Source organism: Desulfotomaculum sp. OF05-3, assembly GCF_003435535.1.
GTDB classification, from domain to species: domain Bacteria; phylum Bacillota; class Clostridia; order Lachnospirales; family Lachnospiraceae; genus Pilosibacter; species Pilosibacter fragilis.
The window spans coordinates 61586-83579 of sequence record NZ_QWGO01000008.1; the positions used below are offsets into that span (position 1 = coordinate 61586).

Annotated in this window: 23 protein-coding genes; 3 read left to right on the plus strand and 20 right to left on the minus strand. The window is 48.0% G+C overall.

What is annotated here, in order from left to right; all coding sequences use genetic code 11:
- Nucleotides 1-49: 49 nt before the first annotated feature.
- Nucleotides 50-1039 (minus strand): M15 family metallopeptidase, encoded by a 990-nt coding sequence (locus DXA87_RS18120; RefSeq protein WP_199537907.1) that lies wholly within the window; start codon nucleotides 1037-1039, stop codon nucleotides 50-52.
- Nucleotides 1040-1305: 266 nt separating this feature from the next.
- On the minus strand, nucleotides 1306-2406 hold the full coding sequence (locus DXA87_RS06265; protein WP_117503582.1) for a hypothetical protein: 1101 nt from the start codon (nucleotides 2404-2406) through the stop codon (nucleotides 1306-1308).
- Nucleotides 2407-2591: 185 nt separating this feature from the next.
- Between DXA87_RS06265 and DXA87_RS06270 the strand changes: the two genes are divergently transcribed.
- Nucleotides 2592-2858: a hypothetical protein gene (locus tag DXA87_RS06270; RefSeq protein ID WP_015552905.1), complete on the plus strand. Its 267-nt coding sequence runs from the start codon at nucleotides 2592-2594 to the stop codon at nucleotides 2856-2858.
- Nucleotides 2859-3330: 472 nt separating this feature from the next.
- Here the strand turns inward: DXA87_RS06270 and DXA87_RS06275 are convergent, their stop codons facing one another.
- The 3 genes from DXA87_RS06275 to DXA87_RS06285 all read right to left on the minus strand — a co-directional run bounded on the left by DXA87_RS06275 (nucleotide 3331) and on the right by DXA87_RS06285 (nucleotide 6950).
- Nucleotides 3331-4680, minus strand: coding sequence for a glucose-6-phosphate isomerase (locus DXA87_RS06275; RefSeq protein ID WP_117503583.1), 1350 nt, complete (start codon nucleotides 4678-4680; stop codon nucleotides 3331-3333).
- Nucleotides 4681-4914: 234 nt separating this feature from the next.
- Nucleotides 4915-6045, minus strand: coding sequence for a hypothetical protein (locus DXA87_RS06280; protein WP_117503584.1), 1131 nt, complete (start codon nucleotides 6043-6045; stop codon nucleotides 4915-4917).
- A 212-nt stretch (nucleotides 6046-6257) separates the two neighbouring features.
- Nucleotides 6258-6950: a 5'-methylthioadenosine/adenosylhomocysteine nucleosidase gene (locus DXA87_RS06285; protein WP_117503585.1), complete on the minus strand. Its 693-nt coding sequence runs from the start codon at nucleotides 6948-6950 to the stop codon at nucleotides 6258-6260.
- Between the two features lie 457 nt (nucleotides 6951-7407).
- Between DXA87_RS06285 and DXA87_RS06290 the strand changes: the two genes are divergently transcribed.
- Nucleotides 7408-7656 (plus strand): TIGR03905 family TSCPD domain-containing protein, encoded by a 249-nt coding sequence (locus DXA87_RS06290; RefSeq protein ID WP_015552901.1) that lies wholly within the window; start codon nucleotides 7408-7410, stop codon nucleotides 7654-7656.
- A 206-nt stretch (nucleotides 7657-7862) separates the two neighbouring features.
- Here the strand turns inward: DXA87_RS06290 and DXA87_RS06295 are convergent, their stop codons facing one another.
- Together DXA87_RS06295 and DXA87_RS06300 are read right to left on the minus strand one after the other, a co-directional pair.
- Complete coding sequence (locus DXA87_RS06295; RefSeq protein WP_117503586.1) at nucleotides 7863-8393, minus strand: DUF6147 family protein; 531 nt, start codon at nucleotides 8391-8393, stop codon at nucleotides 7863-7865.
- A 67-nt stretch (nucleotides 8394-8460) separates the two neighbouring features.
- Nucleotides 8461-9342 carry a hypothetical protein gene (locus DXA87_RS06300; RefSeq protein ID WP_117503587.1) on the minus strand — a complete coding sequence of 294 codons (882 nt, stop codon included), beginning with the start codon at nucleotides 9340-9342 and terminating at the stop codon, nucleotides 8461-8463.
- Nucleotides 9343-9456: 114 nt separating this feature from the next.
- Here DXA87_RS06300 and DXA87_RS06305 point away from each other — a divergent pair, with 114 nt between their 5' ends.
- Nucleotides 9457-10527 carry an undecaprenyldiphospho-muramoylpentapeptide beta-N-acetylglucosaminyltransferase gene (locus DXA87_RS06305; RefSeq protein ID WP_117503588.1) on the plus strand — a complete coding sequence of 357 codons (1071 nt, stop codon included), beginning with the start codon at nucleotides 9457-9459 and terminating at the stop codon, nucleotides 10525-10527.
- Here the strand turns inward: DXA87_RS06305 and DXA87_RS06310 are convergent.
- From DXA87_RS06310 to DXA87_RS06370, 13 genes are all read right to left on the minus strand, one after another.
- Nucleotides 10518-11063, minus strand: coding sequence for an RNA polymerase sigma factor (locus DXA87_RS06310; RefSeq protein WP_117472544.1), 546 nt, complete (start codon nucleotides 11061-11063; stop codon nucleotides 10518-10520). The genes DXA87_RS06305 and DXA87_RS06310 overlap by 10 nt on opposite strands.
- Nucleotides 11064-11089: 26 nt before the next feature.
- The gene (locus tag DXA87_RS06315) at nucleotides 11090-11506 is read right to left on the minus strand and encodes an HIT family protein (protein WP_015552896.1); all 417 of its coding nucleotides are present in this window, start codon (nucleotides 11504-11506) and stop codon (nucleotides 11090-11092) included.
- On the minus strand, nucleotides 11503-12123 hold the full coding sequence (locus tag DXA87_RS06320) for a rhomboid family intramembrane serine protease (RefSeq protein WP_117503589.1): 621 nt from the start codon (nucleotides 12121-12123) through the stop codon (nucleotides 11503-11505). Before DXA87_RS06320 ends, DXA87_RS06315 begins: the two co-directional genes overlap by 4 nt.
- 22 nt (nucleotides 12124-12145) lie before the next feature.
- Entirely contained in the window at nucleotides 12146-13246 is a 1101-nt protein-coding gene (locus tag DXA87_RS06325; RefSeq protein ID WP_117471044.1) for a hypothetical protein, read from the minus strand.
- Between the two features lie 112 nt (nucleotides 13247-13358).
- On the minus strand, nucleotides 13359-14822 hold the full coding sequence (locus DXA87_RS06330; protein ID WP_117471045.1) for a DUF6382 domain-containing protein: 1464 nt from the start codon (nucleotides 14820-14822) through the stop codon (nucleotides 13359-13361).
- Nucleotides 14822-15235: a hypothetical protein gene (locus DXA87_RS06335; protein ID WP_117503590.1), complete on the minus strand. Its 414-nt coding sequence runs from the start codon at nucleotides 15233-15235 to the stop codon at nucleotides 14822-14824. Before DXA87_RS06335 ends, DXA87_RS06330 begins: the two co-directional genes overlap by 1 nt.
- A complete protein-coding gene (locus DXA87_RS06340) occupies nucleotides 15232-15663 on the minus strand; it encodes an A24 family peptidase (protein WP_015552890.1) in 432 nt (143 codons plus the stop codon). The genes DXA87_RS06335 and DXA87_RS06340 overlap by 4 nt, the downstream gene beginning before the upstream one ends.
- The gene (locus DXA87_RS06345; protein ID WP_158553034.1) at nucleotides 15660-16505 is read right to left on the minus strand and encodes a pilus assembly protein; all 846 of its coding nucleotides are present in this window, start codon (nucleotides 16503-16505) and stop codon (nucleotides 15660-15662) included. Before DXA87_RS06345 ends, DXA87_RS06340 begins: the two co-directional genes overlap by 4 nt.
- A 214-nt stretch (nucleotides 16506-16719) precedes the next feature.
- Nucleotides 16720-18576: a DUF5702 domain-containing protein gene (locus DXA87_RS06350; protein WP_117503592.1), complete on the minus strand. Its 1857-nt coding sequence runs from the start codon at nucleotides 18574-18576 to the stop codon at nucleotides 16720-16722.
- On the minus strand, nucleotides 18577-18744 hold the full coding sequence (locus DXA87_RS06355) for a Flp1 family type IVb pilin (protein WP_015552887.1): 168 nt from the start codon (nucleotides 18742-18744) through the stop codon (nucleotides 18577-18579). It lies immediately after the preceding gene.
- 95 nt (nucleotides 18745-18839) lie between these two features.
- Nucleotides 18840-20066, minus strand: a complete 1227-nt coding sequence (locus tag DXA87_RS06360) for an immunoglobulin-like domain-containing protein (protein WP_117503593.1) — start codon at nucleotides 20064-20066, stop codon at nucleotides 18840-18842.
- The gene (locus tag DXA87_RS06365) at nucleotides 20063-20809 is read right to left on the minus strand and encodes a type II secretion system F family protein (RefSeq protein WP_021904050.1); all 747 of its coding nucleotides are present in this window, start codon (nucleotides 20807-20809) and stop codon (nucleotides 20063-20065) included. The genes DXA87_RS06360 and DXA87_RS06365 overlap by 4 nt, the downstream gene beginning before the upstream one ends.
- Nucleotides 20790-21965 (minus strand): CpaF family protein, encoded by a 1176-nt coding sequence (locus DXA87_RS06370; protein WP_117471202.1) that lies wholly within the window; start codon nucleotides 21963-21965, stop codon nucleotides 20790-20792. Before DXA87_RS06370 ends, DXA87_RS06365 begins: the two co-directional genes overlap by 20 nt.
- Nucleotides 21966-21994 lie beyond the last annotated feature (29 nt).

The window sequence follows — 21994 nt, forward strand, 5'->3', positions numbered from 1 at the left end:
AGACCAGGTACCCTCAAATACCCAGTCTCTCATCAAATCTCTATTTTGCTTAGTAATCAAAGTGCATCATATCCGCTCTGCTGAATCCGGCTCCCCAGTTCCATCCATGTTTTCCAAATGCCTTCACAACATCACTGTCACGTCCAATGGAATACGGATTCACGCCCGGCTCCCATTTATTTCCGACGAGAACTGTTGTACCGTCTACATCGATCTGCGGGTTTGCGTCAGGATTGATATCAATGGCAGTTCCAGAACTATGGTTGCTTCCAAGTCCGTTGCTTCTCCAGTTGTATCCGCCGACACTCTCGATCGGGAACTGCTCCGGTCCATTATAGATCTCTGTAAAGATCTCCTTTACATCATTCGCGATGGAGCTTAACACCTGCACATGCGCTGTTCCGGCAACCTTCTGGCCATTTCTCAGTCTCCATACCGGAATCTCCACACTGGCCATCTCAGCGGATGCGGTCGCATCACACGGATTGGCCGCGATTCGGTCAACCTGTTCTCTCACTTTTGCTATTTCATCCGGATTGTAAGCATCCCAATTATAATATTTTGAAGAATAGTGATAAGCTGCCTTATCTATTTCGCTCAAGTAATCAGCTTTCAGATACCAGTCCGGATCATAATTATAGCCATAATTCCAATAACCGGAATTATTCGAATTGCTGTTACTGTTGGAACCACCGCTACTGTTTCCGGAAGTTCCAGAGCTGCTGTTCTTCGTCTCCCCACCGGCTTTCTGCTTTACCTCGCCGCCAACGACCCAGGCACCGATCCTGTTTACCTGATAGCCGTCCGGTGTTGTCGTATTTCTCAGGACATAGCCGTTTTCATCAAAATAGAAGCTCTCTGCCATTCCATCATTGTCCGTATCGATCCATGCCCATCTTCCCTTCGGATAGGAACCGTCATCAAACTGGTACCACATTCCGTTCGCGTCGGATTTCCATGTTCCCGCAAATGAGGCAAATGGCATTGCCATGCAGAATACCGCGGCAGCAACCGCAATCTTCATTCCAATCTTTCTCATCTTTTGTTTTCCTCCCCTGTGATGCCGTTCTTCCTGTCTTTTTCGCACCACTTTAAAATATACTTTTTCTCCAACTATCCAGTACCTTTATAGTTACAAGCAAAAATCCATTCCGGATCAGCTGCGCCGATGGGATTTTTTCCTTCCAGCTTATGTTTTCTTGCGGTCAGCACAGCAAGCGTGCAGACCTACTGAACAGTTATCTTTTTCTTTTCCATTCGTTTTTTATACGAATCGGTATTTTCGTCGGACTTGCTGAGCGTTTTTTACTTTGCCGTCTCTTCCTGGCTCTTATAAACAGCAATCGCGTCACTTATATTGGACGCTGCTCCGCTTCTCACGATATCCGCCAGCGCCTGCAGCTTCTCAGAAGTCATATAGCCTTTTCCTATATATACCTCGTAGTTATCCGTAATAAACAGCGATTTCTCCTTCGCCGCTGTACGCGTACTGCGGAGTTTTTCCGACAAAGAAGCAAGATCATCCTCCATCCGGCCGATCTCTTCTTTATTGTTTGCCGTGATCTCGTCGGAGATGATCGTCCGCGTCACGGTATCGAAGGTCGTCAGCGCTTCTTTCTTTTTCCGGTTGATCTCAGCCACATCCTGATCGAGCTGGGCAATCTCGTCATCGAATTTCTGGAGATTGTAGATCGTCTCGTTCTTGTCCCGGCGGATCGTCTTCGCGATCACTTTCATCTCTTTTTTATTTGCACGGATCTTCGCACGGATGCCAAGTCCCTCTTTCAACACGTCCATGTAGCGCACCTTGGTCATATTTCCCACCGTCACATAGATTCCGCCGAAAATAAGGATCGCCGCCACATAAATTCCAACGAGATACATGGTCCGTCTCTCCGGGATCAGAAAATACGTGCCGCAGGGAATCGCAAGAAAACAGATCAGGATCGTCACAAGAAGTGCCAGAAAATCCTTAAATGTCCTCGTAAAGTAAAGTGCGTAGTAATAATTTCCCCGGCAGAAGCCCGGAACATGGTTGGCCTTAAATAAGGTCTTGATCTGATCCGCCAGTTCTTTATTTTCCCGCACAAGTCCCCGGGTGTCCTCCTCGATCCGTTCCTTGACGCCCTGGTTTTTTGCTTTTTCACGCTTCGCTTTTACTTTTTTAAGCCGCTCCTGGGCCTTTCCGAGTTCCGCGTCATAGCTTTTTGTGATCTCTTCTTTCCGCTGCTTCACCGTCTGACTGATGGTTTCTGTAACAGAACGCTGTTTTCCCTTAAGGGAACTCTCTAACTTTTTCTCGTCCGCTTCGAGCTGCTCCACTTCTGTATTCAGAGCTTCCAGTTCCTGTACTGCCTGTCCTGCGCTGGCAAAAAAAGCAGCATAATCTGTAATTGGCTGTCCCATCTTTTGTCCTCCTGGCTCTGGTTCAAGTATGTCATCAAAATGTCCATATAGATATAGATTACTACAATTTTTCTGACGATACAAGGCATTTTGGGCAAAATGTTGTGCCTTTACTTTCTGGAAAAAATCCGTTATACTGTTTTTCAAATCATGATCGTGAAAGCAATCGAATGGAGGACGTTTTTATGTTCCGGATCTGGGGAAAAATATGGAAAGATAACCATCTTGTGCGAGATATGGTTTCCTGCAATAACGACTATTCCATGTCAAGAACCGCCATGGTATTTCAGGCACTGGATGAGATCTGCCATGAATTTGACTTAAGCCAGCCAATCTGGCTCGACTCGAATATCCGCGACTTTCAGCTGCATGATAAGACGCGGTTTACGAAGGACAGTTTTATTGAATCGATCGATTTTGATTATCTGGAATTTCAGGTGATCGAGGAGTAAGCTCCGGTTCATGCACCGTGCAGGCAAAAACCGGAACGAAAGCAGGATAACCTTCCGGGAAATATGGTAATCACCTGATGGATCTCCGCAGGCAGTGTCTTGCCGACGGAGAACAATCAAATTCAAGTCGAACGTCCGTGAGACTTGGCGCGTGATTCTGGTCAGCGCAAGCTGACATATTCTTTACAGAATCACTGCGCATCCTCGCGGAGCGTTTCTCTCAGTCGGAGACCTAACTCCCACTGAGACTAATTTGTTATGACTCACCACCTGAAATGGTGGGAGTCTTCTCGACTGAGATAAAAATCAGCCCAACATCCTATCGTGTATTTCCTGTCTGGAGAACACCTGGATATCGGGCTGATTTTTATTTTCATCTCTATCTACGGCTGACTTTTTGCGAATGTTTTTTCTCTTTCTGCCATCTGCATACTTCGCCTCACAAGCCGCATAAAATATTCGTCCTTATAACTTATAATCTCTTGAGAAGCGCCTCTCTTGCCTCCTCATAGCCCGGTTTTCCAAGCAGGGCGAACATGTTCTTCTTGTAGCTCTCAACACCCGGCTGGTTAAACGGGTTGACACCAAGGATGTAGCCGCTGACGCCGCAGGCAAACTCGAAGAAGTAGAACAGCTGGCCAAGGCTGTAAGCATCCTGCGCCGGGATCTTCACCATAAGATTCGGCACGCTGCCGTCTGTGTGCGCGAGGATCGTTCCGTTCATGGCGCTCTTGTTTACAAAATCAACCGTCTTTCCTGCCAGATAGTTCATACCATCTGTGTCGACATCCTCTTTCTGAAGGACGATCTCCGCCGGAGATTCTTCCACGTTCAGAACGGTCTCGAACATGATACGTGCGCCGTCCTGGATAAACTGCCCCATGGAGTGAAGGTCTGTTGTGAGATCAACGGCTGCCGGGAAAATACCTCTCTGGTCTTTTCCTTCGCTCTCACCGAAGAGCTGTTTCCACCACTCAGATACATAATGAAGGCTCGGCTCGTAGTTTGCTACGATCTCCACCTGTTTTCCTTTTCTTAACAGGATGTTGCGGACCGCGGCATATAAAAGTGCCGGGTTCTTCTCATACTCTGTCTCAAGAGCGACCTTTCTTGCGTCCGCTGCACCTGTCATCAGGGCGTCGATATCTGCTCCGCTGACTGCGATCGGTAAAAGACCTACGGCTGTGAGCACGGAAAAACGTCCTCCAACGTCATCCGGAACAACGAAGCTCTCGTATCCCTCTTCGTTTGCCAGATTCTTTAAAGCTCCCTTTGCCTTGTCTGTGGTCGCATAAATTCTCTTGTTGGCCTCTTCCTTGCCATACTTGCCGATCAGCATTTCCTTGAATACGCGGAAAGCGATCGCCGGCTCTGTGGTTGTGCCGGACTTAGATATAATATTAATGGAGAAATCTTTTCCTTCCAGTACATCCTGAAGATCATGGATATATTTGCTGCTGATGCTGTTTCCTACGAAATAGATCTCAGGAGTTTTTCTCTTTCCCTTCGGCAGCACATTGTAGAAGCTGTGGGATAAAAACTCGATCGCAGCGCGGGCTCCGAGGTAAGATCCGCCGATACCGATCACGAGAAGCACATCGGAATCTCCCTGAATCTTTTCTGCCGCTTTCTTGATCCTTGCAAACTCTTCTTTATCATAATCAACCGGGAGGTCGATCCATCCAAGATAGTCATTGCCTGCACCGGATTTTGCTGTCAGGACATCTTTCGCGCCCATAACGGTGCTCTTCATGTTTTTCATTTCCTCTTCGCTGATAAATCCGGCTGTCTTGGAATAATCAAATACGATTTCTTTACCCATAACCCTGTCTCCTTTTCTTGTGTGAGATTCACAATCTCCGTTCGTTATTATACCACTTCGTGAAACCCTTGACAATGGACGGAAGCAATTTTATCGGCACTACATCTTCACTCATCATCCGCTTTCCTCCCCCAGGTTTTAAGCACTGCGCCGTGCTCCTGATTTTTCGATTTGTTTGCCGTTCTGTTTCACCGTCTGCCTTGTATTGTTAAAATATGGACTACCTTGCTGATTTTATACCCCGCCACTCTGCAATGTATTAAACAGCGTCTTCAGCATGTCCAGCTCCGCCGGCGGGATTGAATTCCGTATCAGATCCAGCCTGTCCGAATCTTTCAGCATCTCCTCCGGTTGCTCCCTGCTCGCGGCGATCTGCTTCAGGCTCTCGCTCAGATGATTGATACTCTGGGCAAGCTCCGTCTCACTTGTCGGTACTTTTCCGCCTGTTCCTGAATTGTCCTGTCCGATATCCCGGATATTTTGAACTGTGCCTCTATTATAATCGGCCTTTCCCGCCATTTTTTTCGATGAACTGCCTGCGCTGTTCTCATTTACGGCCTGGTCGTCCTCATTTTCCTGGAACGCAGGTCCTTTTCCGTCCAGCCGTGACATTCTCCCGGTGTCCCTGGTCCTGGCGAGACTCCCTTTTTCCACATGATCCGTTTCCCCGTTCCCGCCAGCAGCCTGTGCGTCCTTCTTTTTTCCAAGGACAGAAAAGCGGCTGTTGAGCTTTTCTTTTCTCACATTTTCCTGGTTTCTTCCATATCCAATGCCGCTGGTGCCTGAAAAATCTACGATATCGGAAGAGCCCGCCGCCTTTTTCCGCTCCTGCCCGGCATAGGCGCTGTTATCCACACTTTTATAAAAATGCGGAGAGTTTTCCACATAATCAACTAAATGATCCGCAAGCTGTTTCCGTTTTGTCCCGGCACCGATCCCGTTGTCTACAAATGCGAGGAACAATCCGCCAAAAACGCCCGCTGCCCCGTAGAGCACAATATAATAGTTGTCACACCGATACCAGTAAGCACCGAACGCCGCCGCTCCGCCTGCCATAAAGCAGAGGATCATCGCCTGCACCGACAGGTTATCCCACCCGTCAAGGCTCATATGCAGGAAGCGGAATCCGTAGAGCTGTTTTTCTATGTACGCGTTCACATTTCGGATCCCGTGGTTAATAAGGAACACATTTTCCATGCGCTGTTTCAGCGCCTTTAAATTTTTATCCTTCGTGAGAGCCATGTTTCCGGTTTCCTTGATCAATCTTTTGTAGAGGCTGCCTGTTACGAGTGTGCTGAGTGTCCCGAGCGCACAGATCGCTGCCAGGACATAGAGCATTCTCCCTGTCTGTAAAAATTCCAGCATAATCAGTTCCCCTTTCTTCGTCCAGATCAATTCCAGATGATGCCACTAATTATACCGGGCTAGAATGTTTTTGAGAAGGTTGAGAACGGAAGAATCGTTCGTCAAATGGGGACAGGAATCGCGTTTTAAGGTGATAGTGGAGGTAAAATATTCTCGTAGAAAGTAGTTCTCGCAGCTTTCTTGCTCCAGAAAACTTTTTGAGTCTTCTCTTTTTAGATTCTCTTTACAAGTGCAAGCATCAGGTTCACGGAATGCTCAACAGCCTTTGCCTCAAACTCGCTGTAATCCATATGGGCGCTGTCATCTGCCTTGTCGGAGATCGCACGGACGATCAGGTACGGAACCTTGTTTAAGTATGCGGCCTGAGCGACTGCTGCGCCTTCCATCTCTGTGCAGTACGCGTCGAAGGTGTCATGGATCCAGTTCTTTTTCTCCTTGCTGTCGATAAACTGGTCACCGCTGGCAACGCGTCCCTTGAAAGTGCTGATATCCGGGTTTGCCTCTCTGCATGCCTCTTCCGCGAGAGCTAAAAGTCGCTCATCCGCCGGGAATTCCTTCACGCCAAGCTGGGGAATCTCACCTGCCGGATATCCGAATCCGCCTGCGTCCACATCGTGCTGTACTGCAACAGTAGAGAGAACGAGGTCACCGATATTGATCTCATTTCTTAAGGAACCTGCGATTCCTGTATTTACGATTCCATCCACCTGATAAAGATCCACAAGGATCTGGCTGCAGATACCGGCGTTTACCTTACCGATACCGGAACGAACGATGACAACGTCCTTTCCCTCCAGTTTTCCCTTGCAGAAATTCATTCCTGCCACTGTCTTCATCTCTGTCTCTGTCATTTTCGCGCGAAGCTTCTCGACTTCCACTTCCATTGCTCCGATAATACCAAGCATTTGAATTCCTCCGTGTTGTATCATATGATTTTAGTCTGATCTCGAAAGCAGCAGTTCATCTGCTGCTCTTAAACATAGATTCTGTCTGAGTTTCAGACGCGTTCTTACCGTCTTTATCGTTCTCATTATACGGGATACAAAGCGGAAGGTCAAATAAAATCCTTAGCTCATCCGCCGATAAAATCCTCAACTCATCCGTCGATCTCCAAAATGACCAAGTCACTAAGTTCGCTCGCTCTTCTACTCACCTCGAACTAAGCTGGCTCGTTTTTAATAATTCCGATATTTGCTTCGTCTGTAACCTGTAAACTTATTTTTTCCGTCTGGAAATCTTGCTTTATCGCCTATTCTCAGCTCTTTCCGCGCTTCTCTTGACAATGATTCTCTGCTGTGAGTATAATAAGGATACTTTCAAATTGGCCGCAAGGTCATATTTTTTACAAACGGAGGTTTTTATATGGTATACAAGACACAGGGCACCTGCTCCAGAGAAATCCATTTTGATGTAGAGAACAACAAACTCAAAAATGTAAGCTTCGTTGGCGGCTGCAATGGAAACTTAAAAGGTATCGGCCTTCTCGTTGAAGGCATGGATATCGACGATGTCATCAAGAGAGTCGAAGGCGTAAGCTGCAACGGCCGCCCAACCTCATGTCCAGACCAGCTTGCAAGAGCTTTAAAGCAGTATAAGGAGCAGCAGGCTTAAACATCAAAAGTGAGTCATTTCCAGACGTAAAAATAGCCCCGCAAGAGGTTTGTTGTGCGCGGGGCTATTTCTTTTATTCAGTTCATAAATTGTCGAATCATTATTCTCACCGGCCTCGACCGGTTTTATCTACGGTGTCTTCCCATCAACCATCTCCCTTTATCAGTTTGTATCTATATTATTCGGCCGAAATAATATACTAAAAATTAAACTTCATGGTCGGTGAGAAGAACACCGTTTGTCTGGGTAACTTTAGCTTCCGCCTCGTCGCCCCACTCAACAAGATGCATTGCACGGGCGCGATAATAACGATTAAGTTCACACCCTGTCACTGTAAATCCCACATGATAAGAGGTTAACTCAGGATCTTCAGCTTTACTTTTTTCAAAATCCCAGTGGTCAACCTTTGACCAGCTTTCAGCTTTCTCATCCCAAACTTCCAAAAAAACCGTCTGATATATTACATCTACAACTTTATGAGCATAGGTATCTACTGAAATATGCAAAGTTCCATCTTTTTGATTAGTTATTTCAATTAAGCCAGCTGATAACATAATACCTCGTGTACTATTATTGATACTAGCTATTGCTGTCGTTTCGTTATTCTGTAATAATACACTTTCTTCAATATTCTCAGGTATTCTTTCCTCTGTTATGGCTGGCATTGCATAAGCTATATTAGCCATCATAAACAGACAAATTAAAATACTGCCAAGTGTTCTTTTTAGAGTTTTCATAAATCCATCTCTCCTTTATTTGTTTTATATATATAAACGTAAATAAATGAGAGATGTGACCACTTTTTTAATAAAAATATAAATATTCTAGAATTTCTTTAAATTCTGTCTCAGGTATGCAGCCATGAATATAATAGTAATTATTATTGAAAATAATCATTGCCTCACATTCTTGTTCCCCATTTTCTAAATTATTTACTGAATATTCTATTTTTTTATTCATCCATTTATTTGTAAGTTCTCGAGATATTGCCCTATCAGATCCTGTCCCTGCTGATGAACTGTTTTCCTTTTTTCGTTGAATGAGATAAATCGCATTATCCCGATACAAAAATTGAATATCAAGCCCATCCTTATATATTTCAAATGAATCGTATAGCATTTCTTCAGGACAATATCCAAGTTCCAAAAATGGAATATCCAATTGTTTTTTTACCGCATCATATACTTTTTCTAATTGCGATTCATTGAAATTATTCTTGTCATTATCCAAGAAAATTTTTGTAGGCTTACCCGTTTGTCTAAAGAAATAACTCTTCTTCCCAATCGCCGTCCCCCCAAGCATCCCTGCAATCACTGCCACCAACGCCGCAGTGGCAAGGACCTTCTTCTTTCCGAATCGTATCACTTTCTTCTCATTCTTCTTTTTCTCTTCCGCTTCAGAGATTACTGTTACCGTCTTCTTTGGAAGCTCTTCTGCAATTTGAATGTTGGCTGATTCGTTCTGTGGAACCAGAGTCGGTGTCTGGGAGGCGGTTTCCTTTTCAAGTTCGGCTTTTCGTGCCAGGAAACGTTTCATGAGTCGATCTTCGGCGCCAGTGAAGTTTACATCTTTGAAAGTCTCGTTTGCCTGATCCAGCTGTTTTAACAGCTGATCATCCGAATAGCCAAACGCTTCCCGAAGACATTCGCTTATTTTCTGATCCTCACGATTCTCCGTGTCTGCCATGATTCAGCACCTCGCTTCTTCCTTTGTATCTATTAGGGGTTGACATTTCTCTTTCAGCCGTTACTATTAAATAGTCAGCAGCTGTGAAATTCTTGCTCCATGGAGGCAATTTTTATGAAAACCATTCTTCTCACCGGCGGTGGTACAGCCGGTCACGTTACTCCGAACCTTGCCCTGATTCCGTCTCTCAAGGCAGCCGGATATGATATTCGATACATTGGTTCCTACAATGGTATGGAACGCAAACTGATTGAAAACGCAGGTATTCCTTACGACGGAATCTCTTCCGGAAAACTGCGCCGATATTTCGATTTAAAGAACTTTACCGACCCATTCCGCGTATTAAAAGGTTACGCAGAGGCCTTAAAGTTGATGAAAAAATACAAACCGGATGTTCTCTTCTCTAAGGGCGGCTTTGTTGCGGTTCCTGTTGTCCTCGCTGCAAAGCATTACCACGTTCCGACGATCATCCACGAGTCCGATATGACTCCAGGTCTGGCAAATAAACTCTGCATTCCGTCTGCAAAATGGGTATGCTGCAACTTCCCGGAGACCTTAAAGTATCTTCCGGAAGGAAAGGCAGTCCTCACAGGATCCCCGATCCGTGCAGAACTCCTTCAAGGTGACCGTCTTGCCGGTCTGCAGTACACAAACCTCTCTGCGGCAAAACCGATTATTCTTGTAATCGGTGGAAGTCTGGGCTCCGTAAAAGTAAACGGCGCGGTCCGCAGTATTCTTCCAAAGCTCTTAGAACAATTCCAGGTGATCCATATCTGTGGAAAAGGGAACCTGGATGAGTCCCTGATCGGAACTCCCGGTTACGTTCAGTATGAATATGTTGACAGTCCGCTGAAGCACTTATTTGCGGCAGCTGATCTGATTGTCTCCAGGGCAGGTGCAAATTCCATCTGTGAAATTCTTGCACTCAGGAAGCCGAATGTCCTGATTCCGCTCTCCGCAGCGGCCAGCCGTGGAGATCAGATCCTGAATGCCAATTCTTTTGCAAAACAGGGGTATTCCACGGTTCTGGAAGAGGAGAAAGTGACTGACGCCACTCTTTTTGACGCGATTCACGATACCTACGAGAACCGCCGGACATTCATTGATAGTATGGAAAAGAGCCATTTAAATAATGCAATTGATACGATCATGAAATTGATCAACGATTGTGCTGATCACAAATGACCGCGGTCCATACGACTTTTCAGGTTTTCTCTTAAGTATTTTCTTGCTCTTGAAATTCGCGAACGACACATGTCGTTCGTGATTTCAAGACGCTCACAAATTTCTTCAGTCGTAAATCCCTGGATGAAATACATCACCGTGACATCCTTCCACGATTCCCTTAAACCATCCAGGACCTCGAAGATCTGACCGCAGCTTTCTCTGCTAATTACGGATTGCAGCGGATCGTATGTGGAAAGATCTGCGACATACTCCAGTTCACTCACATCTTCGTCCTCATTCGGCTTGATGCTTCGCTTCTCTTTTCTAAAATAGTCGATACATTTATTCTCGACAATACGCGCCAGCATCACTTTTATAGCTTTTTCACTCTCTAGCTTCCCGCCATAATCCGCCCGGTAGAACGACCAGAATGCTTCCATGACAATGTCTTCCACATCATCATATGGCACTCCGATCGCATAAGCCAGCTTCATATACATTTGAGCATATTTCGTAATCAGTACTTGCAGCAGTTCATCTTTGTCCTGCGGCATAAATTCTCCTTTAAAAATCTCTCTGATTACAGTGCATCTTTAATCTTTTCTGCTGTCTCAGCAAGAACCTCCGGATCTTCTTTTCCCGGTTCCCATCCAGCGATCACCGGACCGCCCTCATAGCGCGGGATCACATGTACATGGAAATGGAATACCGTCTGTCCTGCTGCTTCACCGTTATTCTGTACCAGGTTGAAGCCTGCGCAGCCCAGGGATTTCTTCATTGCGGTTCCGAGTTTCGCTCCTAACGGAAGTACTTTTGCAGCAATCTTCGGATCCAGCTCGGTAACGTCCTTAAAGTGTTCTTTCGGAAGGATCAGGGCGTGACCTTTCGCAGCCGGACCAAGGTCCAGAATTACACGGAAATCTTCATCCTCATATACAGTTGAGGAAGGAATCTCACCATTCGCGATCTTACAGAAAATACAGTTACAGTCTTTCATCTTTTGATACCTCCGTCCGCCCACCAGTCTCTGGCAGGCCTATGATATAAAATTATAGCAAGCACAAAGCCTATTACAAGGCCAGACAGGTGTGCGATATTGTCCACACCGGTGCTTGTATATCCTAAATACAGGGAGAAAAAGATCATGATCACAAGTTGTCTTGTATTCAGATCTTCCAACTGCCCTCTGTTGGCCGTGACCACATAAAGCAGGCCGCCGACCACTCCAAAAATTGCGCCGGATGCCCCGGCTGATACTGTCATTGTATCAGCTGTGTGCGCCATCATAGACACCCAGTTCGAGCCAATTCCGCAGAGCAGGTAAAATATCAGGTACTTCACATGTCCCAGTGCCCGTTCCAGGTTGTCCCCGATCACAAACAGGACCAGCATATTGTTCATAATATGCCGGATTCCAAAATGCATAAACATCGCTGTCAAAAGCCGGTAATACTCACCGTCCTCCAGGACTGCAGGTGCAAACATCGCGCCCTTTGTATACATGAAATACGCGTCCTCCGAGGAACCGGTGATCTCCAGATACAGGAAAAACAGCACATTCAGAGCGATCAGAAGTCCATTTACATAAGCCTTCTTTCCATATCGGCTTCCCATGGGTCTCATCCTTTCTACTCTGTTATTTCATGACCCCAAGTCCTTTTGCGATGATCGTGATAAAGTCCTGGACATTCGTCACGATAGTCGTTGCGGAGAGGCTTCCGCGGTCCATCAGCTTGTTTACCACAAACTCGTCCGCATCAACAGTATAGAGATATACCGGGCGGATCGTTCCGTCCTTCATAACGCGGAATGACGGAGTCATATTGCCCGTGGCAATCGTGTGAAGCATTGTAGCTAAGCAGATCACACAGGTGGCATCCCGCACCATATCGCGCATGGCGCTCTGTCCTTTATACGCGTCTCCGATGACTTCCGGCATTGGACCGTCATCGCGGATCGAACCGGTCAGAACAAACGGAACATGATTCTTCACGCATCCATAGATAATACCATTGTCAATGTGATTATCCTCGATAAATTTCGGAATGGAACCGCTTCTGCGGACCTTATTTAGTACATCCAGGTGGTTGTAATGGCCATTCGGCTGGGATACCTGCGTGTAGATATCCTGTCCTAGTGCCGTATGCAGCAGCGCGCCCTCCAGGTCGTGGGTCGCGAGCGCGTTTCCTGCCATCAGACCGTGGGCATATCCGTTATCGATCAGGGACTGCATTGCGTTTCTCGCGTCATAGTCGAAGGAAAACGCCGGTCCCATGACCCAGACGATCTTCCCATGTTCTTTTTCATAGCGAAGAAGGTCCATCAGGCGGTCATAGTCTCTCGCATAGGAGGTCTCCCTGCTTCGTCCCTGGCGGAACACAAATTTATCCGCAAGCGCGTCCGCTTCTGTCTGGAATCCTGTACTGTGGACATAAATTCCCTCCTCGCAGGCTTCGCTCCGTCCAAGAATAACCTTGTCACCTTTTTTGAGATTTCTGTTTTCGACTACCTCCAAATGTCCGTCCGGGCAGATCACAACGCTGGAATCCATGCGGCTCTCTTCCGCTAACACCCACTTGCCCTGGATCTTAAAATATTCCGGGAACATAGATGTGCTGTGAAAGTATTCTGGGGCAACCCCATCGATCTCCACGATTTCCCATTTCGCGTCAGGGGCCTTGATAAACTGTTCCTTTGAAAAATCGGGCTGATGATATTCTGGCATCTGAAAAGCCATAATACCCCTCCTTTCATCATTGATGGATATATCATAGACCAAATGTCCGAAAAACACCACCCCTGTTTTGTATTTTTACTTTCTCTTTAACGGAACTTTTACCCAGGAGATCCTACAAAAAACGGTATCTCTGATCCGCAAAAGAGAGCATTTCCCCTGGTTCTATATGAATACTCTCATTTGTCTCCAGGAACCGCCCATTTACACTGGTTCCATTCGTTGAATTGAGATCCGTGATCATATATCCGTCCTTATCTTCTTCAATTTTCGCGTGGATCCGGCTGATCTGAGGCAGATTCAGGCAGAAATCCGATATTTCCCGGTTCTTTCCAATAATAAACGGGAAATATCGGACCAGGACGTCCTCGCCCCCATTTTCCGGGACGAGACGTCTTGTCGCCGGGTATATCTGTCTTCCCGTAAGAAGCACTGTCTGCATTTCATCAGATTCTCTTTGTCTTACATCAGTTCTTAAGTCATTAGGATCAGTATAAATGCCATTCTCATTATTTTCTGCATCTCCCCACACTTCCGCCATATCTCTCCGGTATTCAATTTTGTCCGGCATTCCTCCGCGCTCCCTGTCCTCTTCTTCCCGGAACTCAACTTCCCAGTCCTCTTCTGTTTCCCCGGTCTCTTCTTCATCTTTTTTCACACGAAAGAATATCACGCCGGCCATCAGCACACCTTCCGCCGCAAGGATTCCCCATTTCCATTCCAGAATCCGATCGATTCCGACGATAAAGTAAACTGCCACCGGAACAGCTGCCATCAAAACCGCAAACAGCACTGAAAACAAGTTTTTCCCGTGCTTCAGCCCTTTCTCCTCTGCCAGTTCTTCTGTCTCGCCTGAAAGATCCGTTTTCTTGATCTCAGAATATCTGTACTTTCCTTCTGATCCATTTTGCTTTTCTCCCTGATGTCGCGGCAGCTCTCCTGCTGCCCCTGTCCCATATTCCCTGACCATTTTTCTCTCTGCTTCATATAACTTTTCCTTTCCAGTGTTTTCCCCGAAAATATCTTCTTTCCCGTCTCTTTCTCCCGCCCGCAGACATTTTTCCAGATCCCGGATCCCCAGATTTTCCTTTTCTCCTGCCCGAAACAGAGCGAATGCCAGAACTACCGCGTCTCCGTCTGTGTGATCCACATGGTCCAGAATATACCGTGCCAGTTTCCGGAAACTCTCCTCAAACTGACTGCCACTCCCTGGAAGAAGGCAGAAATTCGCTTTCAGGTCATCCGGATCCACATAGATCATATCCGGTTCCAGACAAAGCTGGTCTCCGTCCATCAGGAACCTTTCCAATGCCGTCATGGTGACGACCAGATCACTGGTGATCTGCCGGATCTCCTTTGCCTTAAATGACCGGTATTCCATCATTCTGGCTAGCGACTGTCTCGACGTGATATTAAAATACAGGAATGTCTCCCCATCGATCCTTTTTTCCTGAAACGGCAGAAGTCCGTTGATCCTGTTTTCCGACAGCATCCGCAGCGCATAGGATCCCCCGATCTCTTTTTCCGGGTGCAGTACCATGTAATTTCGGTTCATTTCTCGTTTAAATTCTGTTTTCATCAGTCATCGATCCTGTCTTTTATTTTCTTCAAGGCGTCCTGCTGCCGCAGAAAAGTCTCCGGGTGGATATCCGCCCGCTCTATATGAAGACTCCAGTCCCCCGCCGCCGCGTCACCTTCTGCCGACAGCGCTCCCAGATTCAGATGGAGCTCATATGCTCCCAGATAAAGCCTTGGGTTCCCCATCTGGCTTCCCTCCTGCTCAAAAGAATCTATCGTTTTTTTCTCATTGACGTTATTTCTGGCCCGCTCCAGTGTTTCCTCCAGGATCATACTGCCAGTCACCGTATCATGGTCCGTATAGGCATATCGGATAAATGCCGCCAGGGATAGTAAGACCACCGAAAGAATTATGGATGCCTCTACCGTTATGCTGGCGCTGTAATATTTCTTTATGCAAGTCGTCTTTCTCATATCATCCTCATAAGCACCATCCACAGTGACGCAGGTAAAAGAAACGGCAAAAACGGCAGCCGCAGTTTTCGGATATTTTCCCTTCCAGTTCCGATCTGTGCGCCGACCATTATCGCAAGCCCAAATATTCCGCAGAAAATCTGCCCGGAGATCAATAACATCACACACTCCTGCCACCCAAGGAAAAATCCGGATACAATAAAAAACCACCCGTCGCCCTCACCCAGGAGCCCCCTTGTCAACATTCCAATCAGCAAAAGCGTAATTCCAGGAATCATCGCCAGAACGATCTCCCCCGGAAGCCGTTCCTTCCATATGCAGGTTATGATCCCTACTGCCGCTCCGCCCGCCAGTACCTCCAGGCTGATGCTTCTCGTTCTGAGATCCTGCCAGGCTGCGGTTCCTAAAAAAACAAAAAACAGATTCATTCTGTCTCCCCCTTTTTCCTCACACAGTATGAGCACAATCCCAGATGTTCCGCCTCATCCTTCGGTACTTCCCGCACATAGGATATCATAGACCTGCAATTTTTATTGCAGTGATAGTGCTCGCCTGCCGTCGTGATATAGACGGTCTCCGATCCATCTCCCTTTTTCCCGCAGACGGCACAGGGCGTTCGCTTTTCTCCGGGAACCTTGCCGTTTTCTGCCTCAGATCTTGTGACAGTCATGTACTCATTCGAAATATAATGGCAGTCCCGGAACAGGTGATATCTCCCTATTCCGGCCCCTACATAGACCATCTCCGTCTGCTCATCCCCATCACCATCTTGAGAAGTCCCGTCTCCCTTTAATTTCCCGGGAATTCCGATCCAGGACCTCCGTTTCACAGCCACAGTCTCCGTCTGTTTTCCCAAAACTGTCTCAAAAAATGGAATCTCCTCCTGATACTCCACCGCAAACTCGATCTCACCGTTCTCTCCGTATACATCCGCCTTTTTCACCGTCACATGATCCGCGTACTGCCCGGCTTTTCCCCGGATCCAAAGAGCTGCCGCAACGTCCGTACAGAATGCCGGCAACTCACTGTCTCCGGTTTCCACCGACTCCGCCAAAATCCCATATTGACTGATCTCCTCGCCAATCCGCTCCATGGCAGTCTGAACCTTTCTCTGCCTGTCAAGCCAGATAACTGGTTGGAGAAGTGCCAGAAAGAAAAACAGGGCGAGTGGAAGGACAAGCGCAGCTTCCACTGCCATGGAGGCCGGGAGTGAGGAGGTGCATGGATGCGCTCTCCTTGCCAGCAGGGGATCATGTACTTGGAGAGACATATTTTTCCTATAAGAATGGCATTGCTTATTCATTTCATCAAAACTGGCAAAGAAGAGCACAGCCATACACCTCCTTTATCTAAATTAAATGTAACTACTCAGTACCTTCATAGTTACAATCAGGAATCTATTCCAGATCGGCTGCGCCGATGGGATTTTTGTCTTCCAGATTATGTTTTCTTACAGTCAGATGATGGGGGCTGTTTCCACAGCATTAATACGATCCCGCCACATACACAGTTCCCTTATATTCCTCTTTCTGAAAAAACATATGCTTCTGCAAAACCTCCGCCTCGATCTCAATCTGGTATGCGCAGTTCGCCACTGAGAAATCCGCCTGTTCCGTCCGGATATTCCACTGGATCAGATCCATCATCCGGAAATTTCTTGTTTTCCGATCCATGAGAAAGATCAAGCAGCTTAAATACTCCGTATATGTTCTTCCATCCCCGGAGCATTCCCCTGTCTCCTTCAAAAACGACTGATCCAACAGCCCGGAAAGACAGGTCTTCCAGGTTCCTTCTGTCTTCCAGAACGGTATCTTTCCGCCCGCCAACAGCATTTTTACATCCAGCACTGCCTCCCCGAACGCCCACAGCGTCAGGATAAAAAAAGACAACGCCATCTGCGCTGGTACGATTCCCACCGCCACTGCTGCCGCCAGGACATCCGCCTCCGCCTTTTTATCCGGAGAATTCAGCAAAAACAGTAAGTTCATTGCTCCTCTGAGTGTAAGTACCTGGTTCACAGCATCCTTTAAGTTTTCCCGGTCCGATTTTTTTCCTGCAAGAAGATATTCCATCTCATATCGCAATGCCGATGGTTCTGATTCATTTTCTTTTAAGAATGAAGAGAAATACAGCGGAACATATGCATTTACAGCCATCTGTCTCGATGCCGCCTCCAAAAGCCCGGTTCCCTCTGTATCTGAGCTTTCCGTATCATTCTGATATTTCGACGCGGACGGAATTCCTTTTAAGGAAACAGCGTTCTGCGAGATCGCCGTTCCGGCAGGAAGAAGAATATCCAGCAGTTCTTTGTCAAAAAGCTCCTCCAGGCGGTCCAATGCAGCCGCTTTCTTCTTATCCTTCGGCCCAGAATCCACTGACTCCAAGTTCTCCATCTCCTCCACGCACTGACTGATCTGCTCCCATTCTGTTTCTTCCTCCTCTTCATCCTCCGCATCCGATTCCATATCGAGAAGCCCGCATGCCTCCTCCAGAAGCTCCAGGTTCCGCTCGGTTTGCGTTTCATTCTGCAGATATCCATCAAGCCGCTCCTTTGCGCTTTTGACCACCTCATTACATGTTGATATTTCCTGTCCCAATGTCCCGGACGCTGTCTCGTCTTCCAACTGTCCGGAATCCATTTTTTTGTTCTCTGTTTCCAGGCGCTCCAGTTCCTTCTGAAACTGTTTCACCAGACCCGGAAATCCTTTTAGTTCCCGCTTTAAAACAGCCGCATGCCTCTTAAATGCAGCCGCTCTCTCTTCATCTGCCGCATCGCAAAGCTTTTCCCGAGTTTCTTCTATCGTCTTCAGTGACTTTTCAACCGCCTGCCCCGCCTTTTCCAGCCTGCGCACCGAACGCCCGGATCCGCAGCAGGAATCATACAGAGTATGGAAGTCTCCCGCTTTCTTTACCTGCTCCGCTTCCTTCAAAACCCCGCTTCCGGACACTGCAAGCTCCGGGAGACGGTACTTCATATAGGCAGCGATCTCCTCCTCAAGCCATCTCCCATTCTCATCCACCATACGGGACATTCCGGAGAGTGTTACGTTTTTCCGTCTTGCCGGATACATATTTGCCTGTTCCAGATAGAAATCGAGATAGCGGCCGAAGGTCTCCTTGATCGCCGCCTCCGATTCATATTCCAGAAATAGGAGCTGATAGCGATCCCATAAATTTCGGTTATAGTAACTCATCACCGATGACACCGCCGAATCCGATGCCATCCGAAGATACAGTCTCGCTCCCGCCGTTCTCGCCGATTCCACAAGTCCCAGGACAAGCGACAGCACACATATCAGCGTCAGACTCAGAAAAACCGTAATCTCTCCCCGGTACTTCATCTAATATACCTCTTTCGCCTGTTTGTTGATCTCCGTAAAGATTGCCGTCAAAAGCTTGTTGATCTGGGTCTTAAACACAATGACAAGCCCAATGAGCACTACGAGGATCAGAACCACCTCAATAACTCCAACGCCATCTTCTTCCATAAGAAATCTCTTCAACTGCATACATACACCTCCCATATCCCTTCTGGATCTTCTCATTCCTGCCGCAGGCATTTTCCGCCGTGCGGCTAAAACATAAAGGATCCTTTTTTCAGTCTCTACAGTGACAAAAATGCCGGTGCCACCACCATGACCATCACAACTCCCAGCATGAGAAACATCGGGATCAGAAGCTTTGTGGACGCCTCCTCGCCTTTTCGGAGCGCAAGTTCTTTTCTCTGACGGAATGCCGTCTCCATCTCCTCCTCGAGAAGCCGCCTCAGATCTTTTCCTCCCGTACTCACACTGTTTCCGAGCAGGGACGCAAATTTTATATAGCATCCCAGACCGATCCGCCGTCCAAACTCCCCGTATGCCCGGATCTCAGGTGTCCCTGTCTCCATCTGGTTCAAGGCAGTCCTCATCTCCCGATATACCGGATGGATAAGCACCGTATTTTTGCTCTCTGCATCCACGACCTGCTTTTTCCATGCCTGGCGGACCGGATAACCGGCCCCGGTCAGAACCACAAAGTCCGACAGCAGCTCCGGATAGTCCAGGATCATCCGGTCTTCCCACTGCTTTTTCGCTTCCTTTGCGTCACTCTTTTCCTTCAGGAACAGACATAGCGCCGCAGCGATCCCCAGAAAGATCAGTCCGCCGTTTCCGCATCCATCTGCCGACCGATAATGGAGAGTTCTCCCGTCAAAAGTTTCTGGAAGCACCACCTGTCCTGTCTCCAGATCTTTCTCCGCAAGCTTCCCCAAAAACGCGGAAAATGTTTCTCCCAACATCTCGGTCTCTGGAAACACCGTCACAGGAATCTCCACCCAGGTAACCGAAGATCCGTTCGTAAGTCCTGCCCGCAGAGTCACCGTTTTCCCGCTCTCAGGCATCTCAGATCCGATCAGTCCCATATCGCTCACGGTCTCGGGGTCCCCGGACTCCCATTCAACAGAAAGTCCATACTTTACGAGGGTCCTGGTAAGGTTCAGGTCACTCTGTACCTTCGAAAGAGACGAATTTCCCCCTAATATCTCCCCCTTCAGGTACTCCATGATCCCCGGAAGTTCTTTCTGAACCTCCGCGTCTGACATTTTCCTCTCAGGAACCGTGACTTTCACCTGTTCCTCCCCGTTTTCCAGGCCTTCCACCAGAAGCTCATACTGCCGATCCCCGCCGCCATACTCATTTCGGGCGAGAACCCCGTCACGGACAGGATCCCCTATTTCTCCTACCGCCTCCGATAACCCGTAAAGCACAAAACCAGAGAGCACACATGCCGCATACTTTCCATACTCGTTTCCGTACTCGTTCAACCTGCCTCTTCGCGTTTTTTCTCTCATACTTCGATCTCCAGGAAATAATCAGCCAGCCAGCATGAAGCGAGATAGACTGCAAGGCAGACCGTCATCAGCATCCGTCCGATCAGCGTTGTATACAGAATCCCAAAGAACCCCGGTGACGTCAGCTCAATGTAGATTACGATCAAGACGGGAATCCCACTCATGATCCTTTGCTCCATGCGTTTTGATGCCGTTGCCGTCAGGATCTCCTCCTGGATCCGGATCTTTTCCCCGATGATCTCTGCGGTCCTGGTGATGATCCGCATCAGTTCTCCGCCGCTTTTTCTCGCCGCAAGAAACACGTCCGCAAAATTTTTCACATCGTCCAGGCCGCTTCTCGCCGCAAAGTCCCCCAAAGCATCCTCAAATGTCAGATTCATCCGGACCTTTCGCAGGATCAGCCGGATCTCCTTCGCGATCATGGAATCGCTCCCGTGGATCTCCTCCATCTCCTTTAAGCTCACCGCAAACGCATTCTCCACCGAATACCCCGCATTCAGCCCTGATGCCACTGCGAGGATCGCGTCCTTAAACTCTCCCCGCAGTTTTTCCATCCGCCTCTGCTTCAGCTTTTTCTTTAAGGCCAGCGGAAACAGGATCCCCGCCGGAAAAATAAGCAAAATCAAAAGGAAACTCCGGTAAAACACATAGTCCAGCACCGCTGCCAAAAGAATTCCTTCTGCCCCGTAAAGCACCCACTCCCTTCGGCTCAGCGTATACGTCTCATACTCGATACCCTGCAAGTCTGAGTTTTTCCCGGTGCTTAAGCGTTCCGATCTGCTCAAGACTTCCTTCCACTTTCCCTGTATTTCCGAAACCGTCTCCTGCTTTTTCCGCTTCACGGAAGGTAAACAGGGGATTGAGGATGATCTCGCCGTTTTCAAATCTGTCCACCTCCTCGATCGCCGTTACTTTTCTCGTCTTGTCCCGCATTCTTGACACATGGACCATAATGTCCACCGCCGACGCGATCTGGCTCCGGATCGCCGCCAGCGGCAGATCAGCTGCCATCAGCACCATAGTCTCAAGCCTGGACAGCATATCCTTCACACTGTTGGCATGTCCGCTGGAAAAGCCGCCGTCATGTCCTGTGTTGAGGCTCTGTAAAAGGTCCAGCGCCTCTTTTCCACGCACTTCACCGATAATCAACCTGTCCGGCCGCATACGAAGGGCCGCCCGGATCAGCTCCCCGATCCCAATAGCCCCGGCACCTTCCGCATTGGCTTCCCTCGTCTCCATCCGCACCAGGTTTTCGATGTGGTTTAACTGCAGCTCCGCTGCGTCCTCGATCGTGATCACGCGCTCACCGGGCGGGATAAACTCTGAGAGTGCATTCAAAAAGGTCGTTTTTCCCGCTCCGGTTCCGCCGCTGACGAAAATGTTGTACCGCGCAGCTACAAGTGTTTTTAAGAGGTCCGCGGCTTCCGGGGAAATACTTCCATAATCCAAAAGGCGTTCCATCGTCATTGGCTCTGGGAATTTCCGGATCGTCAAAATCGGACCGTTTAACGCTATCGGCTCCAACACCACATGAACTCGGGATCCGTCTGAAAGCCTGGCGTCCGCCAGCGGCATCGACGTGTTGACGATACGGTTCACACTGCTGACGATCTGCTGGATCAGATCTTCCAACTGCTCCCTGGATTCGAAAGACTTTTCCCACCGCCCGATCTTTCCCCCTGTCTCTACGAATACCTGGTCCGGCCCGTTCACCATGATCTCCGTCACCCTCGGATCGTCCACCAGCTCCTGCAGGATATCCAGACGTCTGAACGAATCAAAGAGTTCCCGGTGAAGCTTTAGGCGCTCCCCAAGTGTCTGCGGGAATTCCTCCGGCTGTTCCTCCATACAGACATCCATCCTCCGATCGATAAGCTCCGCGATCTCCTCGTCCGACATCTGCCGGTCATATGTCATCTCTGCCAGGA

What these genes read in the sequence shown, in the direction of transcription:
- DXA87_RS18120 (WP_199537907.1), bottom strand. Translation starts at nt 1,039, where the DNA reads ATGAGAAAGATTGGAATGAAGATTGCGGTTGCTGCCGCGGTATTCTGC.
- DXA87_RS06265 (WP_117503582.1), bottom strand. Translation starts at nt 2,406, where the DNA reads ATGGGACAGCCAATTACAGATTATGCTGCTTTTTTTGCCAGCGCAGGA.
- DXA87_RS06270 (WP_015552905.1), top strand. Translation starts at nt 2,592, where the DNA reads ATGTTCCGGATCTGGGGAAAAATATGGAAAGATAACCATCTTGTGCGA.
- DXA87_RS06275 (WP_117503583.1), bottom strand. Translation starts at nt 4,680, where the DNA reads ATGGGTAAAGAAATCGTATTTGATTATTCCAAGACAGCCGGATTTATC.
- DXA87_RS06280 (WP_117503584.1), bottom strand. Translation starts at nt 6,045, where the DNA reads ATGCTGGAATTTTTACAGACAGGGAGAATGCTCTATGTCCTGGCAGCG.
- DXA87_RS06285 (WP_117503585.1), bottom strand. Translation starts at nt 6,950, where the DNA reads ATGCTTGGTATTATCGGAGCAATGGAAGTGGAAGTCGAGAAGCTTCGC.
- DXA87_RS06290 (WP_015552901.1), top strand. Translation starts at nt 7,408, where the DNA reads ATGGTATACAAGACACAGGGCACCTGCTCCAGAGAAATCCATTTTGAT.
- DXA87_RS06295 (WP_117503586.1), bottom strand. Translation starts at nt 8,393, where the DNA reads ATGAAAACTCTAAAAAGAACACTTGGCAGTATTTTAATTTGTCTGTTT.
- DXA87_RS06300 (WP_117503587.1), bottom strand. Translation starts at nt 9,342, where the DNA reads ATGGCAGACACGGAGAATCGTGAGGATCAGAAAATAAGCGAATGTCTT.
- DXA87_RS06305 (WP_117503588.1), top strand. Translation starts at nt 9,457, where the DNA reads ATGAAAACCATTCTTCTCACCGGCGGTGGTACAGCCGGTCACGTTACT.
- DXA87_RS06310 (WP_117472544.1), bottom strand. Translation starts at nt 11,063, where the DNA reads ATGCCGCAGGACAAAGATGAACTGCTGCAAGTACTGATTACGAAATAT.
- DXA87_RS06315 (WP_015552896.1), bottom strand. Translation starts at nt 11,506, where the DNA reads ATGAAAGACTGTAACTGTATTTTCTGTAAGATCGCGAATGGTGAGATT.
- DXA87_RS06320 (WP_117503589.1), bottom strand. Translation starts at nt 12,123, where the DNA reads ATGGGAAGCCGATATGGAAAGAAGGCTTATGTAAATGGACTTCTGATC.
- DXA87_RS06325 (WP_117471044.1), bottom strand. Translation starts at nt 13,246, where the DNA reads ATGGCTTTTCAGATGCCAGAATATCATCAGCCCGATTTTTCAAAGGAA.
- DXA87_RS06330 (WP_117471045.1), bottom strand. Translation starts at nt 14,822, where the DNA reads ATGAAAACAGAATTTAAACGAGAAATGAACCGAAATTACATGGTACTG.
- DXA87_RS06335 (WP_117503590.1), bottom strand. Translation starts at nt 15,235, where the DNA reads ATGAGAAAGACGACTTGCATAAAGAAATATTACAGCGCCAGCATAACG.
- DXA87_RS06340 (WP_015552890.1), bottom strand. Translation starts at nt 15,663, where the DNA reads ATGAATCTGTTTTTTGTTTTTTTAGGAACCGCAGCCTGGCAGGATCTC.
- DXA87_RS06345 (WP_158553034.1), bottom strand. Translation starts at nt 16,505, where the DNA reads ATGTCTCTCCAAGTACATGATCCCCTGCTGGCAAGGAGAGCGCATCCA.
- DXA87_RS06350 (WP_117503592.1), bottom strand. Translation starts at nt 18,576, where the DNA reads ATGAAGTACCGGGGAGAGATTACGGTTTTTCTGAGTCTGACGCTGATA.
- DXA87_RS06355 (WP_015552887.1), bottom strand. Translation starts at nt 18,744, where the DNA reads ATGCAGTTGAAGAGATTTCTTATGGAAGAAGATGGCGTTGGAGTTATT.
- DXA87_RS06360 (WP_117503593.1), bottom strand. Translation starts at nt 20,066, where the DNA reads ATGAGAGAAAAAACGCGAAGAGGCAGGTTGAACGAGTACGGAAACGAG.
- DXA87_RS06370 (WP_117471202.1), bottom strand. Translation starts at nt 21,965, where the DNA reads ATGTCGGACGAGGAGATCGCGGAGCTTATCGATCGGAGGATGGATGTC.